This is a genomic window from Mycobacterium sp., from assembly GCF_035633495.1.
Taxonomy (GTDB): Bacteria; Actinomycetota; Actinomycetes; order Mycobacteriales; family Mycobacteriaceae; genus Mycobacterium.
The window spans coordinates 24,934-50,349 of sequence record NZ_DASQEU010000044.1; the positions used below are offsets into that span (position 1 = coordinate 24,934).

Sequence of the window (25,416 nt, forward strand, 5' to 3'; positions counted from 1 at the left end):
TTTCAGAGCGACTTGCCGACGAGCGCGACCAGGTCAACCAAGCGGTTGGAGTAGCCCCACTCGTTGTCGTACCACGACACGACCTTGGCCTGGTTGTCGATCACCTTGGTCAGGCCCGAGTCGAAGATCGAGCTGTGCGGATCGGTGACGATGTCGCTGGACACGATCGGCGCGTCGTAGTACTTCAGAATGCCCTTGAGCTTGCCCTCGGCGGCGGCCTTCATCGCGGCGTTGATCTCGTCGGCGCTGGCCGTCTTCTCGAGGTCGACGGTCAGATCGGTGCACGAGCCCGTCGGGATCGGCACCCGCAGCGCGAAGCCGTCCAGCTTGCCCTTCAGCTCGGGCAGAACCAGGCCGATGGCCTTGGCGGCACCGGTCGAGGTGGGCACGATGTTCAGTGCGGCAGCGCGGGCGCGACGTAGGTCGCCGTGCGGGCCGTCCTGCAGGTTCTGGTCCTGCGTGTAGGCGTGGATCGTGGTCATCAGGCCGCGGACGATGCCGAACTCGTCGTTGAGGACCTTCGCCAGCGGTCCAAGGCAGTTCGTGGTGCAAGAGGCATTGGAGATGATGTTCTGGCTGCCGTCGTACTTGTCGTCGTTCACGCCCAGCACGATGGTGATGTCCGGGTCGGTGGCCGGCGCCGAGATGATGACCTTCTTGGCTCCGGCGTCCAAGTGCCCCTTGGCCTTGGCGGCGTTGGTGAAGATACCAGTGGACTCGACGACGACGTCGACGCCCAGGTCGCCCCACGGCAGCTCTGCCGGACCCGCCTTGACCTCGAGGGCCTTGATCTTGGTGTCGCCCACGACGATCGTGTCGTCGCCTTCGAGGCTGACCTCGTAGGGCAGCCGGCCCAGGATCGAGTCGAACTTCAGCAGGTGGGCGAGCGTCGCGTTACTGGTCAGGTCGTTGACCGCGATGATCTCGATGTCGGTGTTGTTGCCCAGCGCCTTCTGCGCGTCCAGGGCCCTGAAGAAGTTGCGTCCGATTCGACCGAAGCCGTTAACGCCTACCCGAACCGTCACTGTCGTGCTCCTTAGATCTCGAAGATGCTCCGGCGTATCAACCCGACACTTGCCGCGTCACATTGCTCGGGGATCAGCCTAGTAGTGCGACCATCCCGACGCGAAGGCTGGTCAGCGGGCGGCCAGACTCTGGTCGCGGTACGGGTTGCCGAGCCATTTGCGCCGCATCGCCTGCAGGGTGCCGTCGGCTTCGAGTTCTGCCTGCGCCGCGGTGATCGCCGCCAACGTCGGGTCGTCACCCAGTGCGACGGCGATGGCGATGTCCTCGCGTGAGATTCCGCGCTGAACCACCTCGACGTCTACGACCGACCTGACGAGTTCGGTGAGCACGGGCCCAAGCTTCATGAAGGCATCGCAGCCACCATTGGTGAGATCCGATAGCGCCGAGCGGATGCCGCCGTAGTCATACACGCGGACGCCCTTGGCCTTGCCCTGAGCGACGAGGCGTTCGGCGATCGGCTGACTGGTGTTGCCCCTCTGCACGCCGATGGTCAACTCGGCGAGGTCGTCGACCGACCTGACCGTCGGGAAGCGGGCGGTATTCACGGCGAGCGACTGGCCCGACACCAGATACGGCGGCGCGAAGGCCGACCTGCGGGCGCGCTCCGGGGTCACGGTGGTGCCCGCGATCACGCAGTCGTACACACCGGCGGCCAATTCGTCGAAGATGCCGTTGAAGTCCGAGCCCTCGTAGGCGAGGACGTCGACCGCCACTCCCATCGCCGCACCCACTGCGTCCATCAGATCGACGTCGAGTCCCCCGCCGCCCGCCATGCCGTTGAACGGCGGATCGGGCAGCGCCATACCGACCCTCAGGGTGTGCACGGCATCAAGCGTCGTCGAGCAGGTCCGGCGTGACAGCCGACTCGGTGTCGGGGATGCCGTCGTGCTTGGCCTTGCGGTCGGCCATGGACAGCAGCCTCCGAATGCGACCAGCCACGGCGTCTTTCGTCATCGGCGGCTCCGCGAGCCTGCCCAGCTCCTCTAGTGACGCCTGACGGTGTTCGACCCGGAGCCTGCCCGCGGCCGACAGGTGATCCGGAACGGAGTCGCCGAGGATGTGCAGCGCACGTTCGACACGGGCCGCGGCGGCGACGGCCGCGCGCGCCGACCGCCGCAGGTTCGCGTCGTCGAAGTTGGCCAGCCGGTTGGCCGTGGCGCGCACCTCTCGACGCAGTCGACGCTCCTCCCACGTGAGCCGGGTGTCCTGGGCACCCATCCGCGTGAGCAGCGCACCGATCGCCTCACCGTCGCGCACCACCACCCGATCACTGCCCCGCACCTCGCGGGCCTTGGCGCTGACGCCGAGTCGGCGTGCCGCCCCGACCAGAGCCAATGCCGCCTCCGGACCCGGGCAACTAATCTCCAGCGATGACGAACGACCGGGCTCGGTCAGTGAGCCGTGCGCCAGAAACGCTCCGCGCCAAGCGGCTTCGGCATCGCCGACGCTGCCGCCGACGACCTGGGCGGGCAAACCGCGCACCGGACGGCCACGAAGATCCAACAATCCCGTCTGACGGGCGAGCGCCTCCCCGTCCTGCGCCACCCGCACCACGTACCTGGTGCCCTTGCGAATACCACTGGCCGTCATCACGTGCACTACGGCGTTGTAACCGTAGAGATCGTGGATGTCCTTGCGCAGCCGCCGCGCGATGACCCCGAGGTCGACTTCCGCCTCGACCACCACCCGGCCCGCCACGATGTGCAGACCGCCGGCGAAGCGCAGCAATGCGGCCACCTCCGCGCGGCGCGCGCTGACCGAGTTGATCACGAGCCGGCTGAGCTCGTCCTTGACCTCGCCTGTCATCGCCACGAAATCGTCACCTTTCGTCGACCGACCGCACGGCAGCAGTCGGCGCCGTCGGCGCCACGGGTGCACTACCGCGCAACCGCACCCGCTCAAGCGCCGCAGCCAACCTCGCCGGGTCATGTAAAGGTGTACCAGGTCTGGAGACGTCAGCAAACTCAACCAGAGCCTCGAGGCTGGCTGCGGTTCGCCGAAGTTGGTCCCGTTCCCGTTCTCCCGGTACGCGTGCCGCGTCCACGACGATGTCGTGCACGGTGAATCCTGGTGCATGCTGCGCCAGTACGTGGATGTGACGCTCGGCGGAGAAACCCGCCGTCTCGCCCGGCTCGGCGACCAAGTTGAGCACCAAGGCCTTGCGCGCCTCCGAGGCTTGAAGCGCCGCCACCAGCTGCGGCACCAACACGTGTGGGATGACGCTGGTGAACCACGAGCCCGGGCCGAGGACCACGAGATCCGCGGCCATGATCGCGTCGACCGCCTGCCGTGTCGCAGGCGGATTGCCAGGAAGCAGGCGCACCCGTCGCACCTTGCCGACGGTGGTGGCCACCGCCACCTGTCCCCTGATCACCCGGCTCATCCTGGGATCGGATTCGAGGCCCGCCACGTCCGCCTCGATCTGCAATGCGATCGGACACATCGGCAGCACACGGCCCTTGAGGTCGAGGATGCGGCCGAGTTCGTCGAGGGCCGCGACGGGGTCGGCGAGCACCTCGTTCAGGCCGGCGAGCAGCAGATTGCCGATCGGGTGGCCGGCCAACGCCCCGCTGCCACCGAACCTGTGCTGCATGATGGTGGCCCAGAGATGACCGTGCGGGGTGTCGGATGCCAACGCCGCCAACGCCATTCGTAGATCTCCCGGTGGCACGACGTCGAGTTCGCTGCGCAACCGACCCGACGAGCCACCGTCGTCGGCGACCGTCACGACCGCCGTCACGTGTGGCGTCAGCCGTCGCAATGCGGACAGCGTCGCGTACAGCCCGTGGCCACCGCCCAGCGCGACGATCCGTGCGCTCATTCGCGACCCAGATCGCGGTGCAGCACCCGCACCGTCAGATCGTCGTCACCGTCGAGCCGCCCCGCAAGGGCTTCGGCGATGGCGACACTGCGGTGCTTGCCGCCCGTGCAACCGATCGCGACGGTCATGTAGCGCTTTCCCTCCCTGCGGTATCCGTCGATGACGACGTCCAGCAGTCGATGGTAAGTGTCAATGAAGTCCGCCGCCCCCGGTTGGCCAAGGACGTAGTCTCGCACCGCCGGATGCTGACCCGTGTGCGGCCGCAACTCGTCGACCCAGTGCGGGTTCGGCAGGAAGCGGACGTCCATCACGGTGTCGGCGTCCATCGGCAGGCCGTACTTGTAGCCGAAGGACTCCACGGTGACGTTGGTGTGCGCCACCGTCTCGGCGGCGAAGGCGCGCTCGATGGTCTCGCGCAGTGCGGGCACCGGCAGCGACGAGGTGTCGATCACCAGATCGGCCGCCGCACGGATGGGGGCCAGCATCCTGCGCTCTGCGGAAATGCCCTCGGCCAGAGTCTGATTGCCCTGCAACGGATGACTGCGTCGGTTCTGCTCGTAGCGGCGGACGAGGATGTCGTCGGACGCTTCCAGGAAGAGCACGCGGGGAGTGATGTTGCGGGTGGCCAGGTCGTGGCGCACCCATTCCAGGTCGCCGGTGAAACCGCGGGAGCGCACGTCCATCACGACGGCCAGCTGGGTGATGCGTGATCCCGCCGCGAGGCCCAGCTCGACCATCCGGGCGATGAGCTCCGGCGGCAGGTTGTCGGCGACGTACCAGCCCAGGTCCTCGAGAACCTTGGCAGCGGTGCCCCGGCCGGCCCCCGACAGCCCAGTGACCAGAACGACGTCGATTCCCGCAGCCGGGCGGTCGTCGGCACGACCGTCCTGGAGCTCGGTCATGCGCGATCTGCCTCCTGGCCCGTCATCGGTGACACCTCGTCCTTGATCGTAGGCACGCCGAGTGCCTCGAGGACGGCGTTCGCCGTGGTCACTCCGATTCCCGGGACCGCGGTGATCTCCTCGACGCTGGCGTCCTTGAGCCGGGCCACCGAGCCGAAGTGCGTCACCAACGCCTTGCGCCGGCGCTCCCCCAGCCCGGGGACGGAGTCTAGTGCCGACGCCGTCATCCGTTTCGACCGCTTGCTGCGGTGGTAGCTGATCGCGAAGCGGTGCGCCTCGTCGCGCACGCGCTGCAGCAGGTAGAGACCGTCGCTGTTGCGCGGCATGATCACCGGATCCGGTTCCGACGGAACCCAGACCTCCTCGAGGCGCTTGGCCAACCCGATGACGGCCACGTCGTTGACGCCGAGATCCTCGAGGACCGCAGCGGCGGCGTTCACCTGGGGGGCGCCGCCGTCGACCACGAAGAGGTTCGGCGGGTACGCGAACCTGCGGGGCCGAGCGTCGTCGGTCAGCGGGGCCTGGACGTCGGCGACGTGCCGCGCGAAGCGACGCCGCGTCACCTCGGCGATCGACGCGACGTCGTCGGAACGCCCGTCGCCGGCCGCCTCGCGGATGGCGTAGTGACGGTAGTCCGACTTGCGCGGCAGCCCGTCTTCGAACACCACCAACGACGCCACCACGTCGGTGCCCTGCACGTGGCTGATGTCCACACACTCGATGCGAAGCGGCGCGTCGGTGAGGCCCAGGAACTCCTGAATGCTCTGCAGCGCTTCGGATCTGGCGTTGAAGTCACCAGCGCGCTTGAGCTTGTGCTGCGCCAGCGCGTCTTTCGCATTGCGATGCACGGTCTCGGCCAACGCACGCTTGTCACCGCGGTATGGCACGCGTAACTGGACGTTCGACCCACGCAGTCCGCTGAGCCACGCCGAAAGCTCGTCGGCGTTGTCGGGCAGCACCGGAACCAGGACCTGTCTCGGTACCAGGTTGGTCGGGTCGTCGGCGGCACCGCCGAGTTCCGCCTGGTCGCCGTAGAACTGCGTGAGGAACTGCTCGACGAGATGTTCCCGACCGGACTTTCCTGGCTCACCGGACTTCTCGACGACCCAGCCGCGCTGGCCACGCACTCTCCCACCGCGCACGTGAAACACCTGCACGGCGGCCTCGAGCTCGTCGTCGGCGAACGCCACGACGTCGGCGTCCGTGCCGTCGCCGAACACCACGGTCTGCTTCTCCAAGGCGCGCTTGAGGGCGGAGATGTTGTCTCGCAACCGGGCGGCCCGCTCGAAGTCGAGCTGCTCGGCGGCAGCGTTCATCTGCTGCTCCATGTCACGGGCCAGCCGGTCGGTCTTGCCGGCCAGGAAGTCGCAGAAGTCGAGCACGATCTTGCGGTGCTCGTCGGCACTCACCCGTCCGACGCACGGCGCCGAGCACTTGTCGATGTAGCCGAGCAGGCACGGCCGACCAATCTGGTTGTGCCGCTTGAACACCCCTGCCGAGCAGGTACGCGCCGGAAAGACGCGGGTCAGCAGATCGAGGGTTTCGCGGATGGCCCAGGCGTGGGAGTAGGGACCGAAGTAGCGCACGCCCTTGCGGCGCGGACCACGGTAGACGAACAGCCGCGGGTACTCCTCGTTCAGCGTCACGGCCAGAACCGGGTACGACTTGTCGTCGCGGTAGCGGATGTTGAACCGTGGATCGAACTCCTTGATCCAGTTGTATTCCAGCTGCAGCGCTTCGACTTCGGTGCCGACGACCGTCCACTCGACACTGCCCGCGGTCATCACCATCTGCCTGGTGCGCGGCGCAAGTCCGGACAGGTCCGCGAAGTAGGAGTTGAGGCGGTTTCGCAGGCTCTTGGCCTTGCCGACGTAGATCACCCGTCCGTGCGGATCGCGGAACCGGTAGACGCCGGGCTCGAGGGGTATCGAGCCCGGGGCAGGCCGGTAGGTCGCTGGATCGGGCACGGGTTCCAGGTTAGTTCGCCGTCCGACAGGCGGACGCCACCGGACGGGTTCGTCCCGGATCCCTCAGTTCAGCGCATCGATGAAACCGCAGTACGCGGAGGCCTTCGCCTCGTAGTTGGTGTACAGGTCGTAGCTTGCCGCTCCCGGCGAGAGCAGGACGACGTCGACGTCAGACAGCGACGCCGCCGTGTGCACCGCCTCCTCGAGACTGTGCACCAAGTGGGTGCGGGACGGATGCTCGCGCGCGAACCCTCGCCCGATGGCGACGCCGTTGGTCGGCGATTGGATCAGGGACACTCGGCGCTCGCCGCCCCGCAGGTAGTCGTCGAGTTGGTCGTAGTTCAGCTGACGATCCATGCCGCCCACGATCAAGGCGATGTGCTCGTCGGGGGGCATGGCCCGAAGTGCCGCGGCGACGCTCTCCCCCGTCGTCGCCAGGGTGTCGTCGATCCATCGGATGCGCCCCGTGGTCCGCACGGTCTGCAGTCGGTGGGGCAACCCCCGGTAGGTGTCCACGGCGCCATCGAATTCGGCGGCCGTCACGGGCCTGCCGATCACCTCCGCTGCGGCGACGGCGGCCAGCGCCCCGTTCACGACGTTGTGCTCGTACGTCATCACCGCGCGGCCCTCGGTGCGCCGAACGTGGGCGGGGTCGACGAGTCGAAGCTCTGGTTCGATCGGCATGGTACCCAGGCGCTCGAGGATTGCGACCACCTCCGGCGTCGTCACCAGCGAGCGGGCGCCGTGGCGGAAGACGTTCGCCTTCGCGAGGTGGTACGAGTCCTTGTCGCCATGCCAATCCAAGTGATCCTCATGGAGATTGGTGATGACCGCCACGGCTGGTGACGTCGTGAGCAGCGCCGCCTGCTGGCTGGACAACTCGGCGACGACCACGACGCCACCCGCCGGCGACAGATCCGACAAGGGGGTGCCGATGTTGCCCGCGACAACGGCCTCGACACCGACCCGTTGGAGGAGGTGACCGAGGAACGACGCCGTGGTGCTCTTCCCCTTGGTGCCGGTGACGCCGATCGTGGCCGAGCCGTGCCGGGACATGAACCAGTCGGCCGCACTGGAGATCCGGATCCCCGAGCGGCGCAGTTCCTCGAAGACGGGTTGGCGCCATGGCACGCCGGGGCTGACGAAGACGACGTCACAGGCGTTCAAACGGGCGAGATGCTCGGGGCCGCGGAACACCACGAGGTTCGCGCCCAACTCGCCGAGGCCCTCCGGTTCCTCGAAGGGGCGGCGGCCGACGTCGACGACCGCCTCGATGCGCGCGGCCCCAGCGGCGGCCGCGGTTCTGGCCATCGAGACGCCCTCGCGCCCGAACCCCCAGATGCCGACCGTCAGTCCGTCGAGGTCGGACGGTGATGGGCTCATGGCACGGCCAGTGCCGCGGCGTACCGCGCGGGAACGTAGTTCACGGCCGTCGCCCCCTCCTGCTCCGATTCGTCCGACGCGGCGACCTTCTCGAGTTCGTCACGCCGGGAACGGAACTCCTCGACGAGCGGCACACCGCGCCACTCGTCGTCGTCGAGGACCGAGACCAGGGACTCGGCTGCCTCGTAATATTCGCCGACGCACTCGAACGGCTTGTGCACACCGAGGCCGACGATGTCCTCGAAGCCGGGGCGGTTGTCTACGTCGGCGTAGAGATCATGACCGAAGATCGCTTCGACCTCCGCGCGACCCAGACGCGGCGCCATGAGTCCGAACACGAAGAGGCACTTGGGGCAGTGTCCGCACCACGAGGCGCCCCGGCGTCCCGAGTCCATCGCGAACGGGCGGTTGCAGCTGATGAAGTCGCGGAAGTACTGCGGGCTGTTGCGGAACCGGTCGGCGATCTCGGATTCCGAGAGCGGCCGGAGCAGCGAGAAGTAGCGGTCGGGGTTGAGCCCGTATGCGGTCAGGGTGTCCCGCAGTAGCGACTCGTACGAGATACTCTTGGACCATTGATGATTCACGTCGCGGCCAAGCCAGGTGACGTTGCCGACGTTGGACGACCGTTCGTTGGACAGCACGACCGGGCCGAGGCCGTTCGCGTCGGCGACGATGAGCCCGATGACGCTGTTGATCGCCGTGACGGGGACGTGCCCGTTGTGGGCGCCCTGGGCGTTGGCCTCGATGAGTCTGGGGTCGATGCGGCGCGTCACCCGGAGGCTGTCGAGTCCACTGATCTCGATGCACCGGTCGATGGGATCGAACTTGTTGACGCTGAACAACGTCGGGTGAAACCCGTGGCGCTTGAGCGCTTCGACGCTGACGACCGAGTCCTTGCCACCCCCGACGGGTACCAGCGGGTCGGCATCGGCGTCCCAAGCGTCTTCTCTTGCAGCCACCGCCTCCGCCTCGGGACCCGTGACGTCGGGCGTCAACGCGTCGGGAAGTGAGTTGCGGTAGGCGAATTCGCCGAGTCCGCCCGCAATGAGTTCGCGCAGGTAGTGACGTTCGAATCCACGGGTGGGAAATGCGATGTCGATGCGCGGCCGAGCAGCGGCCTTGAAGTAGCTCAGTGAGCAGGTCAGCGCCAACAACCGCAGCAGCCGGTCGTCGGGCCGCCGATCGCCCGCCGCAACGCCGAAGTCCACCACCTCGGCGAACGAAACGTCGTCAGAGTCGTTGCCGCGCAGCGTGTAATGCGCGCTAAACGTGCCGTCGTCGGACACGTTGTAGCCGTCGATCGTCATGGCCCGAAACGACGACGGGTCGAAGTTGCTCATGACCACCTCGCGAACGACGGTACCGCCTCGATCTCCACGGCGAACCGCCTCCCGTCGAGCTCGGCGACCGGATGCGTCTCGTACCGCGGCGACACCCACCACACGCGCTCGGCGTCGGTCGGGGGCGCCGCGACCCGGCCGATCGGCGCGATCACACCGCAGTGTGCCAGCTGATCGAGGACGGACGTCGGCTCCGGGTTCTCCACGCCGACGACGCCGTCGGGAGTCTCGAACACGAGGGCGCCGAGAAGCGGCTCACCGTCGGACAGACCATCGGCGTAGCCATTGCCGTTCAGCCAGCGCTCGCGCTGATCGAGTTCACCCTTGCTCGTGGTCCGCGCGGCCATCCTCTGCCACCAAGGGTCCGTTGGGCGGTGCGCCTGCGGCACCGACTGGTCACCCGCGACTCGCACCGCATCGGGACGCCGCGGCTGCACCGCCGTGCCCGACACCAGGATCTCCGGTGCGCCGGCACCGTCGACGATCGTGACGCTCGCAGCGATCAACGTCGGGCCCGTTCGCTCGGCGGCGAAGTCCGCGAGCGCGGCCGTGAACTCCGTCGGCTCCGGCATGGGGATGCCGAAGAACTCGGCGGCCTCCTGCAGGTAGTGCCAGATGCGGTCGACGTCGGGTTGGCGCCCACCCGCCATCGGGATCGTGATGGTGAGCAGCGTCCCGGGCCGCGTGATCAGCTGTGCGGCGCACAGGGTGCCGGAGTCGGGTTCCACAGCGGTCACCGACGTGCGAAAATGGTTCACTATCAGCGCATTCTAACGTACTTCACGAAGGAGCCATGCGACGCCGCATGAGTGCCCCAATGGTCACCCGACTCACCGAATCGGACTGGCGTGTGTTCGCCACCCTTCGGCTTCGCGCGCTGACCGATACCCTCGGCGCCGGCGACCAGCAGTACCGCCACGAAGTCACGTTCACCGCGGCTCAATGGCGCCGCCGGCTTCGCGCCCATGCCCAGTTCGCGGTGCTCATAGACGACCACCTCGTCGGGCTCATCGGCGCCCAGCGCCAAAGCGTCGAAGCGGTGTACCTGTACTCGCTGTGGCTCGAACCCGGCGCCCGCGGCCGAGGACTCGGACACGATCTGGTGGGCGCTGCCGTCGACTGGGCCCGCAGTCAACGGGCCCGCATCGTGACCTTGCGCGTCGACGCCGCCAACGCCACGGCTCGCGGGGTCTACGAGCAACTGGGTTTCGGAGTCATCGAGGCGTCGACTACGGCCAAGGAACTCACGATGTCGCTGAGCGTCGGTTGATGTCGGGGCGGTAGCGCATCAGCAGGGTCCGCACACTGTCCATCGCATCGACTGCGCGCTCCTTGTCGACGGACTGGATAGCCATCAAGGGGATGTACTCGTCGTCGGGGAGGTCCACGCGCGCCCAGCGCGCTCCCGGCGGGAACGATACGTCGACGACGTCCGACCACGGAATGAGTCGATAGGTCAACAGGTTTCGCACGGAGAGACCATCGGGACCGACCCGCAGCCGAGGCCTGGCGAACATTAGGACCAGGCATCCGATGATGACGCCCAGTAATCCGATGGCGATCTGATCGGCGGTCTGGAAGATCACACCGGACGAGCCGATCTTCAGCAGGAAGCCGACGGCGATGTGGGCACCGGCGATCACAAAGGCAGCGCCGTAGGCGAAGTAGGGCGTCAGGTGGGGCTTGACCTCGAGGTCGACGCCGGCAGCGGTGCCGGTCACGATTTCTTGCGCAGGTCGCGCAGTGTCAGCGCGGTCGACAATGCGGCGGCGGCCGCTTGCGCGCCCTTGTCCTCCGCCGATCCGGGCAAGCCCGCACGGTCGAGAGCCTGCTGCTCGTCGTTGGTGGTGAGGACGCCGTTGGCGACCGGAGTCCCCTCGTCGAGAGACACCCGGGTCAGGCCTTGGGTGACCGCGTCACATACGTAGTCGAAATGTGGCGTCTGACCCCGGATCACGACACCGAGCGCCACGACGGCGTCGTGCGACTTGGCCAACTGCTGTGCGACGACGGGCATTTCGATGACACCGAGCACCCGGATCACGTCGGGATCGTCGATGCCCGATGCCGACGCGGTTCTGCGCGCACCCTCGAGAAGCGCGTCGCAGATGCTGGTGTGCCAGGTGCTCGCGACGATCGCCAGCGTCAGCCCCGAGGCATCCACGGCCGGCATGTCCGGAACGCCTGCACCGCCGCTCATGATCGGGCTCCGCCCTCTGCACTCACTTGGTCGCACCCCCGAGATCGGTCACCGTGGGGGGCAACCGATCACCGAGCAGGTAGACGGCCTCGTCATACCCGTTCATCTTGGTGGCCTCATCGAAGTCCTCGAGCCCGGTCAGGTCGTGGCCCATCCGGTCGCGCTTGGTCATCAGGTAGCGGATGTTCTCCGCGTTGGCGCGCACCGGCAGCGGTACCCGCTCGATGATGTGCAGCCCGTAGCCGTCCAGACCGACGCGCTTGGCGGGGTTGTTGGTCAGCAGCCGCATCGAACGGACCCCGAGGTCGACCAGGATCTGGGCGCCGGTGCCGTAGTCCCTGGCATCGGCGGGCAGGCCTAGTTTGAGATTGGCGTCGACGGTGTCGTCGCCGGCGTCCTGGAGTTGGTAGGCCTGCAGCTTGTGTAGGAGTCCGATACCGCGACCTTCGTGTCCGCGCATGTAGAGCACCACGCCGCGGCCCTCGCGGGCGACCATGGCCATCGCGGCGTCGAGCTGCGGGCCGCAGTCGCAGCGTCGGGAACCGAAGACGTCCCCGGTCAAGCATTCGGAGTGCACTCGGACGAGGACGTCGTGCCCGTCGCTGTCGGGTCCGGCCCCGGGTCCGACGATGTCACCGCGGACCAGAGCGACGTGCTCGACGTCGTCGTAGATGCTGGTGTAGCCCACGGCGCGGAACTCGCCATGGCGGGTCGGGATGCGCGCTTCGGCGATGCGCACGATGTGCTTCTCGTGCTTGCGCCGCCACTCGATGAGGTCCGCGATGGAGATGAGCGCCAAGTCGTGGTCGTCGGCGAAGACCCGCAGCTCGTCGGTCTGGGCCATCGCGCCCTCGTCCTTTTGGCTGACGATCTCGCAGATGGCGCCGGCGGGCTGCAGGCCGGCGAGCCTGGCCAGGTCGACGGCTGCCTCGGTGTGGCCGGGGCGCCGAAGTACGCCGCCCTCCTTGGCACGCAGCGGCACGACGTGTCCCGGCCGGGTGAAGTCGTCGGCGATGGCGGCCGGGTCGGCGAGCAGACGCATCGTGGTTGCGCGGTCGGACGCCGAAATGCCGGTGCCAACATCCTTTTTCGCATCGACGGTCACCGTGTAGGCGGTACCGTGCTTGTCCTGGTTCACCGCGTACATCGGCAGCAGGCCGAGCCGGTCGCAGACGTCGCCCGACAGCGGCACACACAGGTAGCCGGACGTGTATCGGACCATGAACGCGACGAGTTCCGGGGTGGCCATCTCGGCCGCGAAGATCAGATCGCCCTCGTTCTCGCGGTCCTCGTCATCGATGACGACGACGGCCTTGCCCGCAGCGATGTCGGCTATCGCCCTTTCGACGGAATCCAGCCTCGTCATCCCTGCCACCCTTGCCGTTCCGATCTGAACCATCGTGCAATGCGCCATACAAGTCCATCAGTGTCTTCACGACGTCCTTCAGTATGAACCAATCGGGGGCAGCACTTATTGCCCGCTCCCGCCGGACCCTCTGAACAGGGCCGACGTTGCGATCAGGGCTTGCTGGAAAGCAGTCGCTCGACGTATTTCGCAATGACGTCGACCTCGAGGTTGACGGGGGTGCCCACGCCGGCCCGCCCCAACGTCGTCAACTGCAGCGTGGTCGGGATGAGCGACACCTCGAACCAGTCGGGTCCCAGGCCGGACACCGTGAGCGAGATGCCGTCGACGGTGATCGACCCCTTCTCCACGACGTAGCGCGACAAGGTGTCGGGCAGCGAGATCCGCACCACTTCCCAATGTTCTGACGGCGTCCGCATCACGACGCGACCCGTGCCGTCGACGTGGCCCTGCACGATGTGTCCGCCAAGCCTGCTGTTGAGAGCCGCGGCGCGCTCGAGGTTGACGTGACTGCCCACCTCGACACCCTGAAGGCTGGAGCGGTTGAGGGTCTCGCCCATCACGTCCGCGGTGAACGCACCGTCGGGTAGTAGATCCACGACGGTGAGACAGACGCCGTTGACGGCGATCGAGTCGCCGTGACCGGCGTCCGTCGTGACGAGCGGGCCACGGATGACGAAACGGGCGGCGTCGGCCAGGTCTTCCTTGCCGACGACCTCGCCCAACTCTTCGACGATGCCGGTGAACATGCAGACCAGGCTAGTCGGCGGCACAACACATCCCCCGGTCGCTTCGCTCCTGCCCGCCGGAACTCATCCCCCGGTCGCTTCGCTTCTGCCCGCCGGAACTACAGAAGCTTCTCCCCGAAGTACGTGGCGACCGGATTGTCGTTGAAGTTGGCGATGGCGACGTAGCCCTCCCGTTCGTAGAGCCCCTGCGCGTGTGGTTGTCGTGGCCCGGTGTCGAGCCGGGACACCGTGTAGCCGAGCGCGCGGACGGCGTCCTCCAAGGCGTGCAGCAGGCGACGCGCCAGGCCTTGCCCGCGAGCGTCGGGAATGACGTACATCCGCTTGATCTCGCAGGCACCGTCGGGCAGTCGCTTGAGGCCGCCGCCGCACACCGCAACCCCGTTGCGGTAGCCGACGAGGAAGACGCCGCCGGGCGGACCCAATTCCGTCGGCCCGGCCTTCGGCATGTCGGACGCGTCGAGATCCAGGCCGCCCGAACCGGTTCCGCCGAGGTCCCAGTACAGTTCGCGCATCTCATCTAGCATCGCCGCGACCAGCACGGCAGCGTCGCCGAAGTCGGAGGGGACGGGCCGAAAGACCAGCACTGTTCCACTCTTACCCGGTGCCCGGGGCAAAGGTCCACCCACCCGCACCCACTACGATGCAACCATGCAGACGCGCCCTCGCATTGCCGTCCTCGTGTCCATCTTCGCTACGTTCCTGCTCATCGCGGGATGCAGTTCCTCGACCAAGTCCGACGCACCACTGCCAGACGGAGCGTCTCTGCTCAAGGACTCCGATGAGACCACCCGGAAGCAGCAGAGCGTTCACCTCGAGCTGACGGTCACCGGCAAGATCGCCGAGCTGCCCGTCGAAACCCTCAGCGGTGACCTGACCAACACCCCGTTGGTCGCCGCCCAGGGCAAGGCCAGCATCATCGCCTTCGGCCAGACCTTCAAGGACGTCGACTTCGTGGTCGCGGACGGAGAGCTCTACGGCGCGCTGACGCCGGGCAGCTTCACCAACTTCGGGCCCGCGGCCGACATCTACGACGTGTCGAAGATCCTGAACCCCGACGTCGGCCTGGCCAACGTGCTCGCCAACTTCTCCGAGGCGAAGTCCGAGGGACGCGAGACCATCAACGGCGTCGACACCGTGAAGGTCAGCGGCAAGGTCACCGCCGAGGCCGTCAACGGTCTCGCCGAGGTCGGCGCCACCGGTGCCGTGCCCGCGACCGCGTGGATCAAGGAGGACGGTGACCACGACCTGGTGCAGGCCAAGCTCGACCCGAGCCAGGGCAACAGCGTGCAGATGACGCTGAGTGACTGGGGCAAGAGCGTCACCGTCACAAAGCCCGCCGCCTAATGTCGGGGGCTCACGGCACCGCCGAGCCGAACGCGTCCAGTCGGCGGATCGCGATCACTGCGGGCGGGCTCGCCGTTCTGCTGGGTGCGCTCGACACCTATGTCGTCGTCACGATCATCAACGACATCATGCGGGACATCGGGATCTCCCTGAACCAGATCCAGCGCGTCACCCCGATCATCACCTGGTACCTGCTGGGCTACATCGCGGCCATGCCGCTGCTGGGTAGGGCTTCCGACCGGTTCGGCCGCAAGCTGGTCCTTCAGCTCAGCCTCGCCGGCTTCGCCGCGGGTTCGGTGGTGACCGCGCTGTCCAGCGATCTCATCCCGATGGTGATCGGCCGCACCATCCAGGGCACGGCGAGCGGTGCGCTGCTGCCGGTGACCCTGGCCTTGGCCGCCGATCTGTGGGCCGAGCGCAACCGCGCCACCGTCCTCGGTGGCATCGGTGCGGCGCAGGAACTCGGCAGCGTGCTGGGACCGCTGTACGGGATCGCGGTGGTGTGGGCCCTGAGCACCTGGCGCGACGTGTTCTGGATCAACGTGCCGCTGGCGATCGTCGCCATGGTGATGATCCACTTCAGCCTGCCGTCCAAGGACAAGGACGGTCCCCGAGAAAAGGTGGACGTCGTCGGCGGCGTGCTGCTCGCCGTCGCGCTCGGGCTCATGGTCATCGGCCTGTACAACCCGGCGCCCGACGGCAAGCAGGTCCTTCCGAGCTGGGGACTGCCCGTGCTGGGTGCGGCGCTGGTGGTGGCGGTCGCGTTCTTCGTCTGGGAGAAGTTCGCCCGCACCCGACTCATCGATCCGACCGGTGTGAGGTTCCGACCATTCCTCGCGGCTCTCGGCGCCTCGCTGTGTGCGGGCGCGGCGTTGATGGTCACCCTGGTGAACGTCGAACTGTTCGGGCAGGGGGTGCTGGGCCTCGACCAGATCCCCGCCGCCGGACTGTTGATGAGGTTCCTGGTCGCGCTGCCCATCGGGGCGTTGCTCGGCGGCTGGATCGCCGCGAGGATCGGCGACCGCATCGTGGCGTTCGTCGGTCTGGGAATCGCCTCCTTCGGGTACTGGCTGGTGTCCCATTGGACCGTCGACGTGCGTTCTATGCGGCACGACCTGGGGTTGTTCACCCTGCCGACGTTCGACGTCGATCTCGCGCTGGCCGGCATCGGCCTCGGCCTAGTGATCGGTCCGCTGACGTCGGCGACGCTGCGGGCCGTCCCCGGCGCCCAGCACGGAATCGCCTCTGCCTCAGTGGTCGTCGCGCGGATGATCGGCATGCTGATCGGGCTGGCGTCGCTCAGTGCCTGGGGTCTCTACAAGTTCAACCAATACCTCGCAGAGCTGCCGAAACCCACGGGCAGCAACCTGATGGAGATCGGCGCGCAGCTCGCCGCCAACGTGCGAACGGCCTACACGATGCAGTACGGCCAGATCTTCTTCATCACGATGGTGGTGTGCGCGGTGGGTGCGGTCCTCGGACTGCTGATCACCGGCAAGAATGAGCGCGCCGAGGAGCCGGACGCCGCGACGGAGATCGTCGGCGCCCAGAGTTAGTGGGTCAGCAGCGTTCGACGCCCGGGTTCATCAGCTTGAGTTCGGAGCGTCGTTCGACGTCCGGGGTGCTCAATACCGCGCGCAGTGGGCGGCAGACCATGTCCATGATGGTGCTCTGATCGACGGGGCGAAAGCTGAGCCAGTCCTGCAGTGCAGTCATTGCTCTCGTCCTTCTTCGATGGGCAGCGGGCCGGGATGGCCGCGAACCTGAACCCAATTTTACGGGGACGACGGACGCCGACACGGTCCCCGCGGGGCGACTGAGGTCTCAAACCGGTAACGAGTCCCCCAACGGATGTATTCCGTGCGTGACGCGAGTCACATTGGCGGCCAAAGGAATTGCAGGTCTCACCGGTTTCGGGGTTTGCCGATGCTCAGCCCGGCACCAGGCTCATTCGAAGATCGGGCCCGAGGCGGAGGACGCCGTCGTACCGCCACCGCTGCGCGTGAACGATGCTCGCCACGCCGACGTCGTCGACCGCGGTGATCGGACCACCGAGCAGGATCGGCGCCACGTAGGCGAGGATGCGATCGACCACCCCGGCCCGGAGGAAGGCCCCCGCGACCGTCGGCCCGCCCTCCAGCAGCACGTCGGTCCGGTCCGACAGCGCTTGAATCACTTCGTGCGGGTCGCGCGTGCGGATCACCATGGTTCTGGAGTCGTCGTTGAGAACCCTGGCGTCGGGGGATATCTCCCGCTCGCCGACCACCACGCGCAAGGGTTGCCGCTTGGAGAGCGAACCGTCGGGCAGTCGCGCCGTCAACGTCGGATCGTCGACGAACACCGTGCCGGTGCCGACCACGATCGCATCGGCCACCGCGCGGAGTCGGTGCACGTCGGCCCGCGCCGCCTCGCTGGTGATCCACTGACTGCTGCCGTCGGCGGCGGCACTGCGCCCGTCGATGCTCGAGGCGAACTTCCAGGTGACGTGCGGCCTCCCCGTGCGCTGCCGGTGCAGCCACTCCCGCAACGCACCCCCGGCGACGTCGTCGGCCAGCACACCCGCCTCGACCGACAGCCCGGCTTCGGCCAACCCCTTCGCCCCGCCCGCCGCCACCGGATTGGGATCGTCGACGGCATACACCACACCCGAAACACCGGCGTTGACAAGGGCATCCACGCAGGGCGGCGTCCGGCCGTGATGGCTGCACGGCTCCAGCGTGACGACCGCGATACCCCCCACCGCGCGCTCCCCCGCCCGTCGCAACGCCACGACCTCTGCGTGCGGTCCGCCAGGAGGCTGTGTTGCGCCCACCCCGGCGATGGCGCCGTCGCGGTCCAGGATCACCGCACCGACGGGTGGGTTCGGATACGTCGTGCCCTTGACGCCGTCGGCCTGAGCGATGGCCGACCGCATGGCGTCCTGGACGTTCATGCCATCAGGTGCTTGGAGGCCGCCGCGGCCTGGCGCCGCAGCTTCTCCACGGCGAGCGCCGGGTCGGCAGCACCGAACACGGCCGACCCCGCGACGAAGCAGTCCACTCCTGCCTCGGCGGCGGCCTCGATGGTGTCGGCGTTGATTCCACCGTCGATCTCCACGATGATCGTCAACTCGCCCGCGTCGACCAGCCTCCGCACCGCGGCGACCTTCGGCAACACCTCCGGGATGAACTTCTGGCCGCCGAATCCCGGTTCCACGGACATCACCAGCAGGGTGTCGAAGTCCCGGAGGATCTCCAGATAGGGCTCGATCGGGGTGCCAGGCTTGACGCCCAGACCTGCCTTGGCCCCCGCCGCGCGGATGTCGCGGGCGACGCCGACGGGATCGTCGGTGGCCTCCGCATGAAAGGTGACGTTGTACACGCCCGCCTCCGCGTATGGAGGTGCCCACCGCGCGGGGTCGTCGATCATCAGATGGCAGTCCATCGGAATGTCGGTCGCCTTGAGCAGGCTCTCCACCACGGGCAGACCGAGCGTCAGGTTCGGCACGAAGTGGTTGTCCATCACGTCGACGTGCAACCAGTCGGAGCCGACGACGGCGGCGGTCTCGTCGGCCAGTCGGGCGAAGTCGGCGGCCAGAATCGACGGCGCGATCAAGGGTTCTGCCATGGCGGTCAGCTTAGGTGGACGGTCATCGCTGCACCTGTAGGGCCGCCGCGAACATCGCGTCCGTGCCGTGCCGATGCGGCCACAGCTGCACGTGCGGGCCCGGGCCGAGATCCGTCATCGGCGTGACTCCTGCATCGAACAGCGGTCGGGTGTCGATCGCTCGCACGGGTTGGCGGCGCAGCGCGTCGGCCACCACACCGACCGTCTCCGCCAGGTGCGGCGAGCACGTCGCGTACAGCACGATGCCGCCGTTGCGCGTCAGCGCAATGGCGGCGGCCAGCAATTGCTTCTGCAACTTCGCGAGCGCAGGTACGTCACCCGGTTGGCGGCGCCACCGCGCTTCCGGCCTGCGCCTCAGCGCACCGAGCCCCGTGCACGGCGCGTCGACGAGCACCCGGTCGAACGACTCTGGGGGCAGTCCCGACTCGCGTCCATCGACGCGCAGCACCTCGACGTCCAGACCGCGCACCGCCTGCTCGACGAGTTCGGCCCGGTGCGGCGTCGGCTCCACGGCCGTCACGCGTGCATCCGACTCGGCGGCGATGGCGGCCAGCAGCGACGCCTTGCCCCCGGGGCCCGCACACAGATCCAGCCACCGTCCGTCAGTGCCGTCGAGGGGTGCCAATGTCAGCGCCCTGGCCACCAGCTGACTGCCCTCGTCCTGCACCTGCGCCGCCCCGTCGCGTACGGCGACTAGCTGACCGGGGTCACCACCCGACAGGTAAACCGCATACGGCGAGTAGCGCCCGACCTCGCCGTCGGCGGCCTGCGCCAACTCCTCTGCCGTCAGAACGCCGGGCCGGGCGGCCAGATGCACCAGTGGGCGATCGTCGTCGCTGGCGAGCAGCGCGCCGAGTTCGGCGGCATCCGCGCCGAGGGCGTCGGCGAACGCCTGTCCGATCCACCGCGGGTGGGCGTGGGTGAAGGCGATGTGGCCGACCGGGTCGGTATCGGCGGCCGGCGCCAGTTCGGCTACCCAGGACTGTTCGTCGCGGGCCGCGATCGTCCGCAGCGTCCCGTTGACGAATCCGGCACGCGCCGTGTCGAATTCGATGGCCGCCTGCTCGACGGTGGTATCGACGGCGGCGTGGGCGTCCACCCGGGTGCGCAGCAGTTGGTACGTACCGAGCCGCAGCAGGTCGAGCAGCACTGGGTCGATGCGGTCGAGTGGGCGGTTCGCGGCGTGGACGATGACGGCGTCGAGCAGACCGAGCGCGCGGCAGGCCCCGTAGGCGAGTTCGGTGGCGAAGGCGGCGTCGCGCCCGGCGACGTGACGTTCACGCAGCAGCGCGGGCAGGACGAGGTTGGCGTAGGCGTCGCGCTCCGAGACGGCGCGCAGCACGTCGAACGCCGCTCGGCGGGCCGGATCGAGCGGCTTGCGCGGTGGGCGCCGGCCGCCCTGCGGGCGACTCACTGGGCACTCGCGTTCTCGTCGAGGCGTGCGCCCCTGGCCCAGTCGGCGGCCTTCATCGGTTTCTTGCCGGGAGGCTGGATGTCGCCGAGAAGCACCGGAACCGACGCCGTGCCGACCTGAACCCCTTGGCGGCCGACACGAATCATGCCGGGCGGCAACGGTTCCCCCTCGGCGAGGGTGACCGGGCCGACCTTGACGCGAAGGTCGCCGACCATGGTCCACGCCCCGGGATAGGGTGTCACGGCGCGGATCCTTCGATCGACCACCCGAGCGGGTAGGTCCCAGCGCACCCTTGCCTCCTCGACCGTGATCTTCGGCGCGACGGTGACACCGTCGGCCGGCTGCGGTACCGCGGCCAGCGAGCCGTCCGCGATGCCGTCCAGTGTCTTCTCCAGGAGCGCCGCCCCCGAGACCGACAGCCGTTCGAGCAGGACCCCGGCGGTGTCCGTCGGCCGGACGGTCTCGGTGACCACGCCGAACACGGGTCCCGAGTCGAGACTCGGCTCGATGCGGAACGTGGTCGCACCGGTCACCTCGTCGCCCGCCGCGATGGCGGCCTGCACGGGCGCCGCGCCCCGCCACGCAGGAAGCAGCGAGAAGTGCAGGTTGATCCAGCCGAGCGGCGGCACTCCCAGCAACCCCTCGCGCAGAAGTGCGCCGTACGCCACCACGGCGCAGCAGTCGGGCGCCAGATCGTGGAGCTCGGCGACGAATTCGGCGCCGTTGGGCTTGTCGGGCCGCAACACCGGGATGCCGTTGTCGATTGCGAGTTGCGCCACGGGTGACGGCGAAGAGCGTCCACGTCGACCGGACACGGCGTCCGGTCGCGTCAACACGGCGATCACGTCGTGGTGTGCAGAGTCGATGAGCCGCCGCAGTGACGGAAGCGCGGGTTCTGGGGTGCCCGCAAAGATGATGCGCACGAGCTATCCGCTTGATCCGGTGGGGAGCTGGTAGTACTCGCGTTCGGACACTCCGGCGAGTGGCGCGACGAACATCCACGGAATGGTGGTGACGGCCTTGTTGAGCGTGGCGACCGCGTCGTTGTAGTACTGGCGGGCGAACGCGAGCTTGTTCTCGGTGTCGGCGAGGTTGTCCTGCAGGTTCAGGAAGTTGCTCGACGAGTTGAGTTGGGGGTACGTCTGACCCAGTGCGAGAAGTGGTCCCAGCGCGGTGTCCAGTTCGCGTTCCGCGGCGCTGCGCTGCGCGACCGACTTCCCGCCGGTGGCGGAAGTGAGCGCGGCACGCGCATCGGTGACGTGGTCGAGCACACTCTTCTCGTGGGCGGTGAACGTCTGCACCGTGTGCACCAGGCTGGGGATGAGCGACGCCCGGCGGGTCAGTTCTACGTCGATGCCGGACAGCGCCTCCGACACCCGGACGTCGGCGGAGCGAATCTTGTTGTAGCCCATGATGAAACCGACGAGTACGAGCACCAGCAGTACCACAACCAAGATCAGCACGTAGCTCACCACGAGCCGCCTCCTCCTCCTCCACCGCCACCGCCGCCACCGCCCCCACTGCTGGAGCTACCGCCACCTGACGACGACGAGGACTGCGATGCAGTGTAAGCACCGATGGATGACGACAACGCCGATTCGAAGCTGTCGAAGTCCGGCCCACTGGAGTGCCCGCTGAGACCCCAGCCGCTCGACGTCGACGACGAATTATACCAATCTGGTTGCGGAGCAACGGCTCCCACCGTCTCCTGGTACTTCTTCGCCCACATCGCCGCGGCGCCTGTTGCGATGGCGAACGGGATGTAGGCGGTATAGAGGTCCTTGCGCGCCGCGAAGTCGAACCGCGTCTCCGCCGAATCGGTGGACAGGAGACGGTGGAATCCGCCTGCCTGCGACCACAACTGGCGCCCCGCATCCGTTCGCCGAGTGCCCAAGCCGTCAGACCAGGATCGCCTCGAGAACACGAGGAACGTGATGAACGGCAGCCCCCACATGGTGGCGGGAAAGCCCCAGCGGAAGAAACCGCAGACGGCGAGGACGAGGGCCAGCGAGTTGGCCGCGCGCACCCAGAGTTCCTTCCGGCGCTTCACGATCAGCCCGTCGCCGATCGCCCACGCCTGAACTGCCGCGGCCATGTCGGTCTTCGCCGCGGTGAGTTTCTTCCCCGCCGTGACCGTCTTCTTGGCCTCGAACTCCTTGCCGGGACCCATCACCTTGAGGGCGGACGCGACGGCGATGCCGACCGGGTCGACGTCCGCCCACGCCGCGCGCTCCGCCGTCCCGCGCACGTTCCACTGCTTGTCGTTGACCTGCCTGAGGTCGATCAGCTTTCGCTCGGCGAGATGGAAGAGAGTGGCCGTCAGCCCGTTCTTCGGCACCGCCTCGGTACGGATGTACTCGGTCTGCACCGGCCCGAGGCCGGGGGGCGGGCCGTACTGCACGGGGAAGCCGGGGTCCGGTTCGACCGTGGTGCGATACCAGAGGTAGGCGACCAGCGCGCCCGCGACCGAAAGCCCGAAGACCCAGGCGATGCCGCCGAACGAACGACCCAGGACGCGGTCCCACTCGTAGGACCACGGCAGGCTGATTCGCGACGGGGTCGGCACGTCGACGCCGGCCCTCAGGGTGACCGGCGTGCGGGGCGCCAAGTTCTGCGCACCGAATTCGACCGTGTTGCTGGACACCGCGAGCCCGTCGCAGGTGCGCCCGGTGCCGAAGCCGACGGAACACTCGGCGCCCGTGACGTCGGCGGGCAGCGTCGCGCGAACACGGACTCGCTGGATCACGTTGTTCCACGACGGCGCGATGACGTTCCAGAAGAACACCGACGTCGAGTCTGGATCGCCGACGACGTTGGCGAAGCCTCTGTTCTCGCCGGTACTTCCGGGGTCGAGGACGCCGGGGATGGCGTATCGGAGCTCGTAGGTGTGCGTGCCCCACGGCAGGGTGCTGTCGGGATCTCCGATCTTGGCGACCCGGAACCTGTCCCCCGATTCCCACAGCAGCTGATAGGGCACCGGTTCGCCATCCATCAGAATGGACGTGATCTCCGGCTCTTGACGCACCCGGGGGCTGTTCTGATTGGCGACGTCCCAGTAGCGGAAGATCCCGTGCCGACCCGACGGGAACTCGCCCCGAATCGTTTCGACCGCGTTGAGCCTTCCATCGGCTCCGATGGTGAAGTCGACCCGGTAGTCACTGATCACGACGGGATCGTCACCGGCTTGGGGGGCGGAGACGGTCTGGAACATAATGGGCCAGAGCAGTCCAACGGCGATGAGGCCCAACAGGATCAACCACCCGAGTACCCGCTTCACGACACCCCCCGCCCGCCTGCGTTCGCCTCACCCTATGTGCAACGGGTCGATCTGCACACGAACGGGCGGCTGATCGTGGCGGGCACTGAACACTCCGGTGGCGCGACGGAGCGCCGAGGCCAGCCCCAGTCCGGTGTCGCGAGGCACCCGGACGAGCATCCGGCTCACCTCGGCCTCACGCTCCGTGCCGGGTGGTCGACGGGCACCGGGTGGAAGCTCGACGGGACCGAGAACGTCGGCGTCGGCCGGAAGACGCGCTGCCGCAAGCAGAGCCGTGACCGCGGCGGGATCTCCGTCCACGGCGGCCATGTGGACCGCGGGCGGCAAGCCGACCTCGGCCCGCGCAGCCAGTTCGGATTCGGCGTGGCCGACGGGATCCCAGCGGATGAGCGCCTGGACGGTCGGGATCGCCGATTCGGCCACGATGGCCACGACGCCACCGTCGCCGCGGTGTCGGACGAGGGCCGCTGCGGCCATCCACCGACGCAGGGCGTCCTCGGAGGCCCGTAGGTCCTGCCTCCCGAGCAGGGCCCAGCCGTCGAGGAGCAGAAGGGCGCCGTATCCGCCGGGCGCCACGGGCTCGGCCCCCGGCGTGGCGACGACCAGGGATGGCGCGGCAGGCACCTCGGACACCACCGCATCACCGCCCGAGGTGATCACGGTGGTCCCCGGGAAGGCCCGTCCCAACTCCTCGGCGGTGCGGCGCGCACCTACGACGACGGCACGCACCGCGTCGGAACCACAACGGACACAACGCAGCGCCGCCTCGATGCGGCCACACCAGCGGCAGACGGCTCCGACCCCGCGGTCGGGCAGCGACATGGGACCGGTGCAGTGCCTGCACCTGGCGATCGTCCGGCACTTGCCGCACGAGAGCGCGGGCACGTATCCGCGCCGCGGCACCTGCACGAGGACCGGATGGTCGGACCTCAGGGCCGCGCGTGCCGCGTCGAGCGCCATCGACGGCAACCGCGCGGTATGGGAGGCGGCGTCGCGTTCCTGCGTGAAGCCGCTGTCGTCGAGCGCGACCACCCGTGGCGTGCGGGCCCGCACCACCGGCCGACTGGCCACCAGATCATGCGCCCACTTGCCGGTGACCAGGGCCTGCGCCTCCGCCGTGCGGGCGTAGCCGGCGATCAACGCCCCGCACCGCAGCTGATGTGCGCGCAGCATCGCGACCTCGCGCGCGTGCGGGTACGGAGCCCGCGGCTCAGAGAGGGTGTCATCGCCGTCGTCCCACACCATCACCAACCCAAGGTCGGCGACCGGCGCGAACACCGCGCTGCGGGTGCCGATGACGAACCTCGCATGTCCCCGCAGCACCGACAGCCACCGACGGTAGCGCTGCGACGGCCCGAGCCCTGCGGACAGCGCGACGACGGCACCGTCGTCGACGTGTCGGACCGCGGCCGCGTACAGCGCGTCGACGTCACGCTGGTCCGGCATGACCGCCAGCGCCGAACGGCCCGACTGGACGACGACTGCAGCGGCCTCGGCAAGCCGGTCCGTCCACTGCTCCCCCGGTAGCGCCTGCCAGACCGCGCGAGCAGCCCGGCCCTCGCCGAGTGCGCGGAGGTACTGCGTACCGCGGCCGTAGGCTGCCCAGGCCGCCGGATCGACCGTTCGCGCCGTCGGCGTGGGTGGGTCCGGCGTCGGCTGCTTCTCGACGTTCGCATGCCGCGGCGGGACCGCGAGTCGGAGCACGTCGGCCCGGGTGCCCGCATACCTGGCGGCGACCGCGTCGACCAGCCTGCGGACGTCGGGGGTCAAGACCCGTTCGCTGGACACGACGCGGTCCAGCCAACCCAGCTTGCCGTCGTGGTCGGTGTCGGAACGTCTTTCGAGGATGAAGGCGTCGACCAGCCTGCCGTGGAAGCGCACCCGGACCCGTACTCCGGGTTGCGCGTCGTCGGACTGTTCGGCGGTGACGAGGTAGTCGAAGTCGCGATCGAGATGGGGCACCGAGAGCATCGGCAGCACCCGAGCGATGGGCTCGTGCTCGGCCGCCTGCCTCATTTCGG

Annotated in this window: 25 protein-coding genes; 3 read left to right on the plus strand and 22 right to left on the minus strand. The window is 68.2% G+C overall.

Annotation, left to right across the window (positions count from 1 at the left end; genetic code table 11):
• Window positions 1–2 precede the first annotated feature (2 nt).
• From gap to VET27_RS06790, 9 genes are all read right to left on the minus strand, one after another.
• Window positions 3–1,025, minus strand: coding sequence for a type I glyceraldehyde-3-phosphate dehydrogenase (gap, locus tag VET27_RS06750; RefSeq protein ID WP_526516366.1), 1,023 nt, complete (start codon window positions 1,023–1,025; stop codon window positions 3–5).
• A 111-nt stretch (window positions 1,026–1,136) separates the two neighbouring features.
• Entirely contained in the window at window positions 1,137–1,850 is a 714-nt protein-coding gene (locus tag VET27_RS06755) for an ABC transporter substrate-binding protein (RefSeq protein WP_526516368.1), read from the minus strand.
• A 4-nt stretch (window positions 1,851–1,854) separates the two neighbouring features.
• Entirely contained in the window at window positions 1,855–2,838 is a 984-nt protein-coding gene (gene whiA / locus VET27_RS06760) for a DNA-binding protein WhiA (protein WP_526516370.1), read from the minus strand.
• Window positions 2,839–2,845: 7 nt separating this feature from the next.
• A complete protein-coding gene (gene yvcK, locus VET27_RS06765) occupies window positions 2,846–3,847 on the minus strand; it encodes a uridine diphosphate-N-acetylglucosamine-binding protein YvcK (protein WP_526516372.1) in 1,002 nt (333 codons plus the stop codon).
• Window positions 3,844–4,749, minus strand: a complete 906-nt coding sequence (gene rapZ, locus VET27_RS06770; RefSeq protein ID WP_526516374.1) for an RNase adapter RapZ — start codon at window positions 4,747–4,749, stop codon at window positions 3,844–3,846. Before rapZ ends, yvcK begins: the two co-directional genes overlap by 4 nt.
• Window positions 4,746–6,716, minus strand: coding sequence for an excinuclease ABC subunit UvrC (gene uvrC, locus VET27_RS06775; RefSeq protein ID WP_526516376.1), 1,971 nt, complete (start codon window positions 6,714–6,716; stop codon window positions 4,746–4,748). Before uvrC ends, rapZ begins: the two co-directional genes overlap by 4 nt.
• A 63-nt stretch (window positions 6,717–6,779) precedes the next feature.
• Window positions 6,780–8,099: a UDP-N-acetylmuramoyl-L-alanine--D-glutamate ligase gene (murD, locus tag VET27_RS06780; protein WP_526516378.1), complete on the minus strand. Its 1,320-nt coding sequence runs from the start codon at window positions 8,097–8,099 to the stop codon at window positions 6,780–6,782.
• The gene (locus VET27_RS06785; RefSeq protein WP_526516380.1) at window positions 8,096–9,439 is read right to left on the minus strand and encodes a MurL-like N-terminal domain-containing; all 1,344 of its coding nucleotides are present in this window, start codon (window positions 9,437–9,439) and stop codon (window positions 8,096–8,098) included. The genes murD and VET27_RS06785 overlap by 4 nt, the downstream gene beginning before the upstream one ends.
• Window positions 9,436–10,176 (minus strand): hypothetical protein, encoded by a 741-nt coding sequence (locus VET27_RS06790; RefSeq protein WP_526516382.1) that lies wholly within the window; start codon window positions 10,174–10,176, stop codon window positions 9,436–9,438. Before VET27_RS06790 ends, VET27_RS06785 begins: the two co-directional genes overlap by 4 nt.
• Before the next feature lie 68 nt (window positions 10,177–10,244).
• On the opposite strand from VET27_RS06790, the gene VET27_RS06795 reads away from it, so the two are divergent.
• Window positions 10,245–10,709, plus strand: coding sequence for a GNAT family N-acetyltransferase (locus VET27_RS06795; protein WP_526516384.1), 465 nt, complete (start codon window positions 10,245–10,247; stop codon window positions 10,707–10,709).
• Here VET27_RS06795 and VET27_RS06800 read toward each other — a convergent pair.
• The 5 genes from VET27_RS06800 to VET27_RS06820 form a co-directional block, all read right to left on the minus strand.
• Window positions 10,684–11,160, minus strand: a complete 477-nt coding sequence (locus tag VET27_RS06800) for a PH domain-containing protein (protein WP_526516386.1) — start codon at window positions 11,158–11,160, stop codon at window positions 10,684–10,686. The genes VET27_RS06795 and VET27_RS06800 overlap by 26 nt on opposite strands.
• Window positions 11,157–11,639 carry a 6,7-dimethyl-8-ribityllumazine synthase gene (gene ribH / locus VET27_RS06805; RefSeq protein WP_526516388.1) on the minus strand — a complete coding sequence of 161 codons (483 nt, stop codon included), beginning with the start codon at window positions 11,637–11,639 and terminating at the stop codon, window positions 11,157–11,159. The genes VET27_RS06800 and ribH overlap by 4 nt, the downstream gene beginning before the upstream one ends.
• 22 nt (window positions 11,640–11,661) lie before the next feature.
• Window positions 11,662–13,005 carry a bifunctional 3,4-dihydroxy-2-butanone-4-phosphate synthase/GTP cyclohydrolase II gene (locus tag VET27_RS06810; protein WP_526516390.1) on the minus strand — a complete coding sequence of 448 codons (1,344 nt, stop codon included), beginning with the start codon at window positions 13,003–13,005 and terminating at the stop codon, window positions 11,662–11,664.
• A gap of 152 nt (window positions 13,006–13,157) precedes the next feature.
• Complete coding sequence (locus tag VET27_RS06815; RefSeq protein WP_526516392.1) at window positions 13,158–13,754, minus strand: riboflavin synthase; 597 nt, start codon at window positions 13,752–13,754, stop codon at window positions 13,158–13,160.
• 98 nt (window positions 13,755–13,852) lie between these two features.
• Window positions 13,853–14,338 (minus strand): GNAT family N-acetyltransferase, encoded by a 486-nt coding sequence (locus VET27_RS06820; RefSeq protein WP_526516394.1) that lies wholly within the window; start codon window positions 14,336–14,338, stop codon window positions 13,853–13,855.
• 64 nt (window positions 14,339–14,402) lie between these two features.
• On the opposite strand from VET27_RS06820, the gene VET27_RS06825 reads away from it, so the two are divergent.
• Together VET27_RS06825 and VET27_RS06830 are read left to right on the plus strand one after the other, a co-directional pair.
• Complete coding sequence (locus VET27_RS06825; RefSeq protein WP_526516396.1) at window positions 14,403–15,098, plus strand: LppX_LprAFG lipoprotein; 696 nt, start codon at window positions 14,403–14,405, stop codon at window positions 15,096–15,098.
• Window positions 15,098–16,654 (plus strand): MFS transporter, encoded by a 1,557-nt coding sequence (locus VET27_RS06830; RefSeq protein ID WP_526516398.1) that lies wholly within the window; start codon window positions 15,098–15,100, stop codon window positions 16,652–16,654. The genes VET27_RS06825 and VET27_RS06830 overlap by 1 nt, the downstream gene beginning before the upstream one ends.
• Window positions 16,655–16,658: 4 nt before the next feature.
• Here the strand turns inward: VET27_RS06830 and VET27_RS06835 are convergent, their stop codons facing one another.
• The 8 genes from VET27_RS06835 to VET27_RS06870 form a co-directional block, all read right to left on the minus strand.
• On the minus strand, window positions 16,659–16,814 hold the full coding sequence (locus tag VET27_RS06835; RefSeq protein WP_526516400.1) for a hypothetical protein: 156 nt from the start codon (window positions 16,812–16,814) through the stop codon (window positions 16,659–16,661).
• Between the two features lie 214 nt (window positions 16,815–17,028).
• Window positions 17,029–18,030 (minus strand): bifunctional diaminohydroxyphosphoribosylaminopyrimidine deaminase/5-amino-6-(5-phosphoribosylamino)uracil reductase RibD, encoded by a 1,002-nt coding sequence (gene ribD, locus VET27_RS06840; RefSeq protein ID WP_526516402.1) that lies wholly within the window; start codon window positions 18,028–18,030, stop codon window positions 17,029–17,031.
• Window positions 18,027–18,704, minus strand: a complete 678-nt coding sequence (rpe, locus tag VET27_RS06845; RefSeq protein ID WP_526516404.1) for a ribulose-phosphate 3-epimerase — start codon at window positions 18,702–18,704, stop codon at window positions 18,027–18,029. Before rpe ends, ribD begins: the two co-directional genes overlap by 4 nt.
• A gap of 22 nt (window positions 18,705–18,726) precedes the next feature.
• Window positions 18,727–20,118, minus strand: coding sequence for a transcription antitermination factor NusB (locus tag VET27_RS06850; RefSeq protein WP_526516406.1), 1,392 nt, complete (start codon window positions 20,116–20,118; stop codon window positions 18,727–18,729).
• On the minus strand, window positions 20,115–21,041 hold the full coding sequence (gene fmt / locus VET27_RS06855) for a methionyl-tRNA formyltransferase (RefSeq protein WP_526516408.1): 927 nt from the start codon (window positions 21,039–21,041) through the stop codon (window positions 20,115–20,117). The genes VET27_RS06850 and fmt overlap by 4 nt, the downstream gene beginning before the upstream one ends.
• 3 nt (window positions 21,042–21,044) lie before the next feature.
• The gene (locus VET27_RS06860) at window positions 21,045–21,593 is read right to left on the minus strand and encodes a LemA family protein (protein WP_526516409.1); all 549 of its coding nucleotides are present in this window, start codon (window positions 21,591–21,593) and stop codon (window positions 21,045–21,047) included.
• Window positions 21,587–23,395, minus strand: a complete 1,809-nt coding sequence (locus tag VET27_RS06865; protein ID WP_526516411.1) for a DUF2207 family protein — start codon at window positions 23,393–23,395, stop codon at window positions 21,587–21,589. Before VET27_RS06865 ends, VET27_RS06860 begins: the two co-directional genes overlap by 7 nt.
• Before the next feature lie 27 nt (window positions 23,396–23,422).
• Window positions 23,423–25,411: a primosomal protein N' gene (locus VET27_RS06870; protein ID WP_526516539.1), complete on the minus strand. Its 1,989-nt coding sequence runs from the start codon at window positions 25,409–25,411 to the stop codon at window positions 23,423–23,425.
• Window positions 25,412–25,416: the final 5 nt, after the last annotated feature.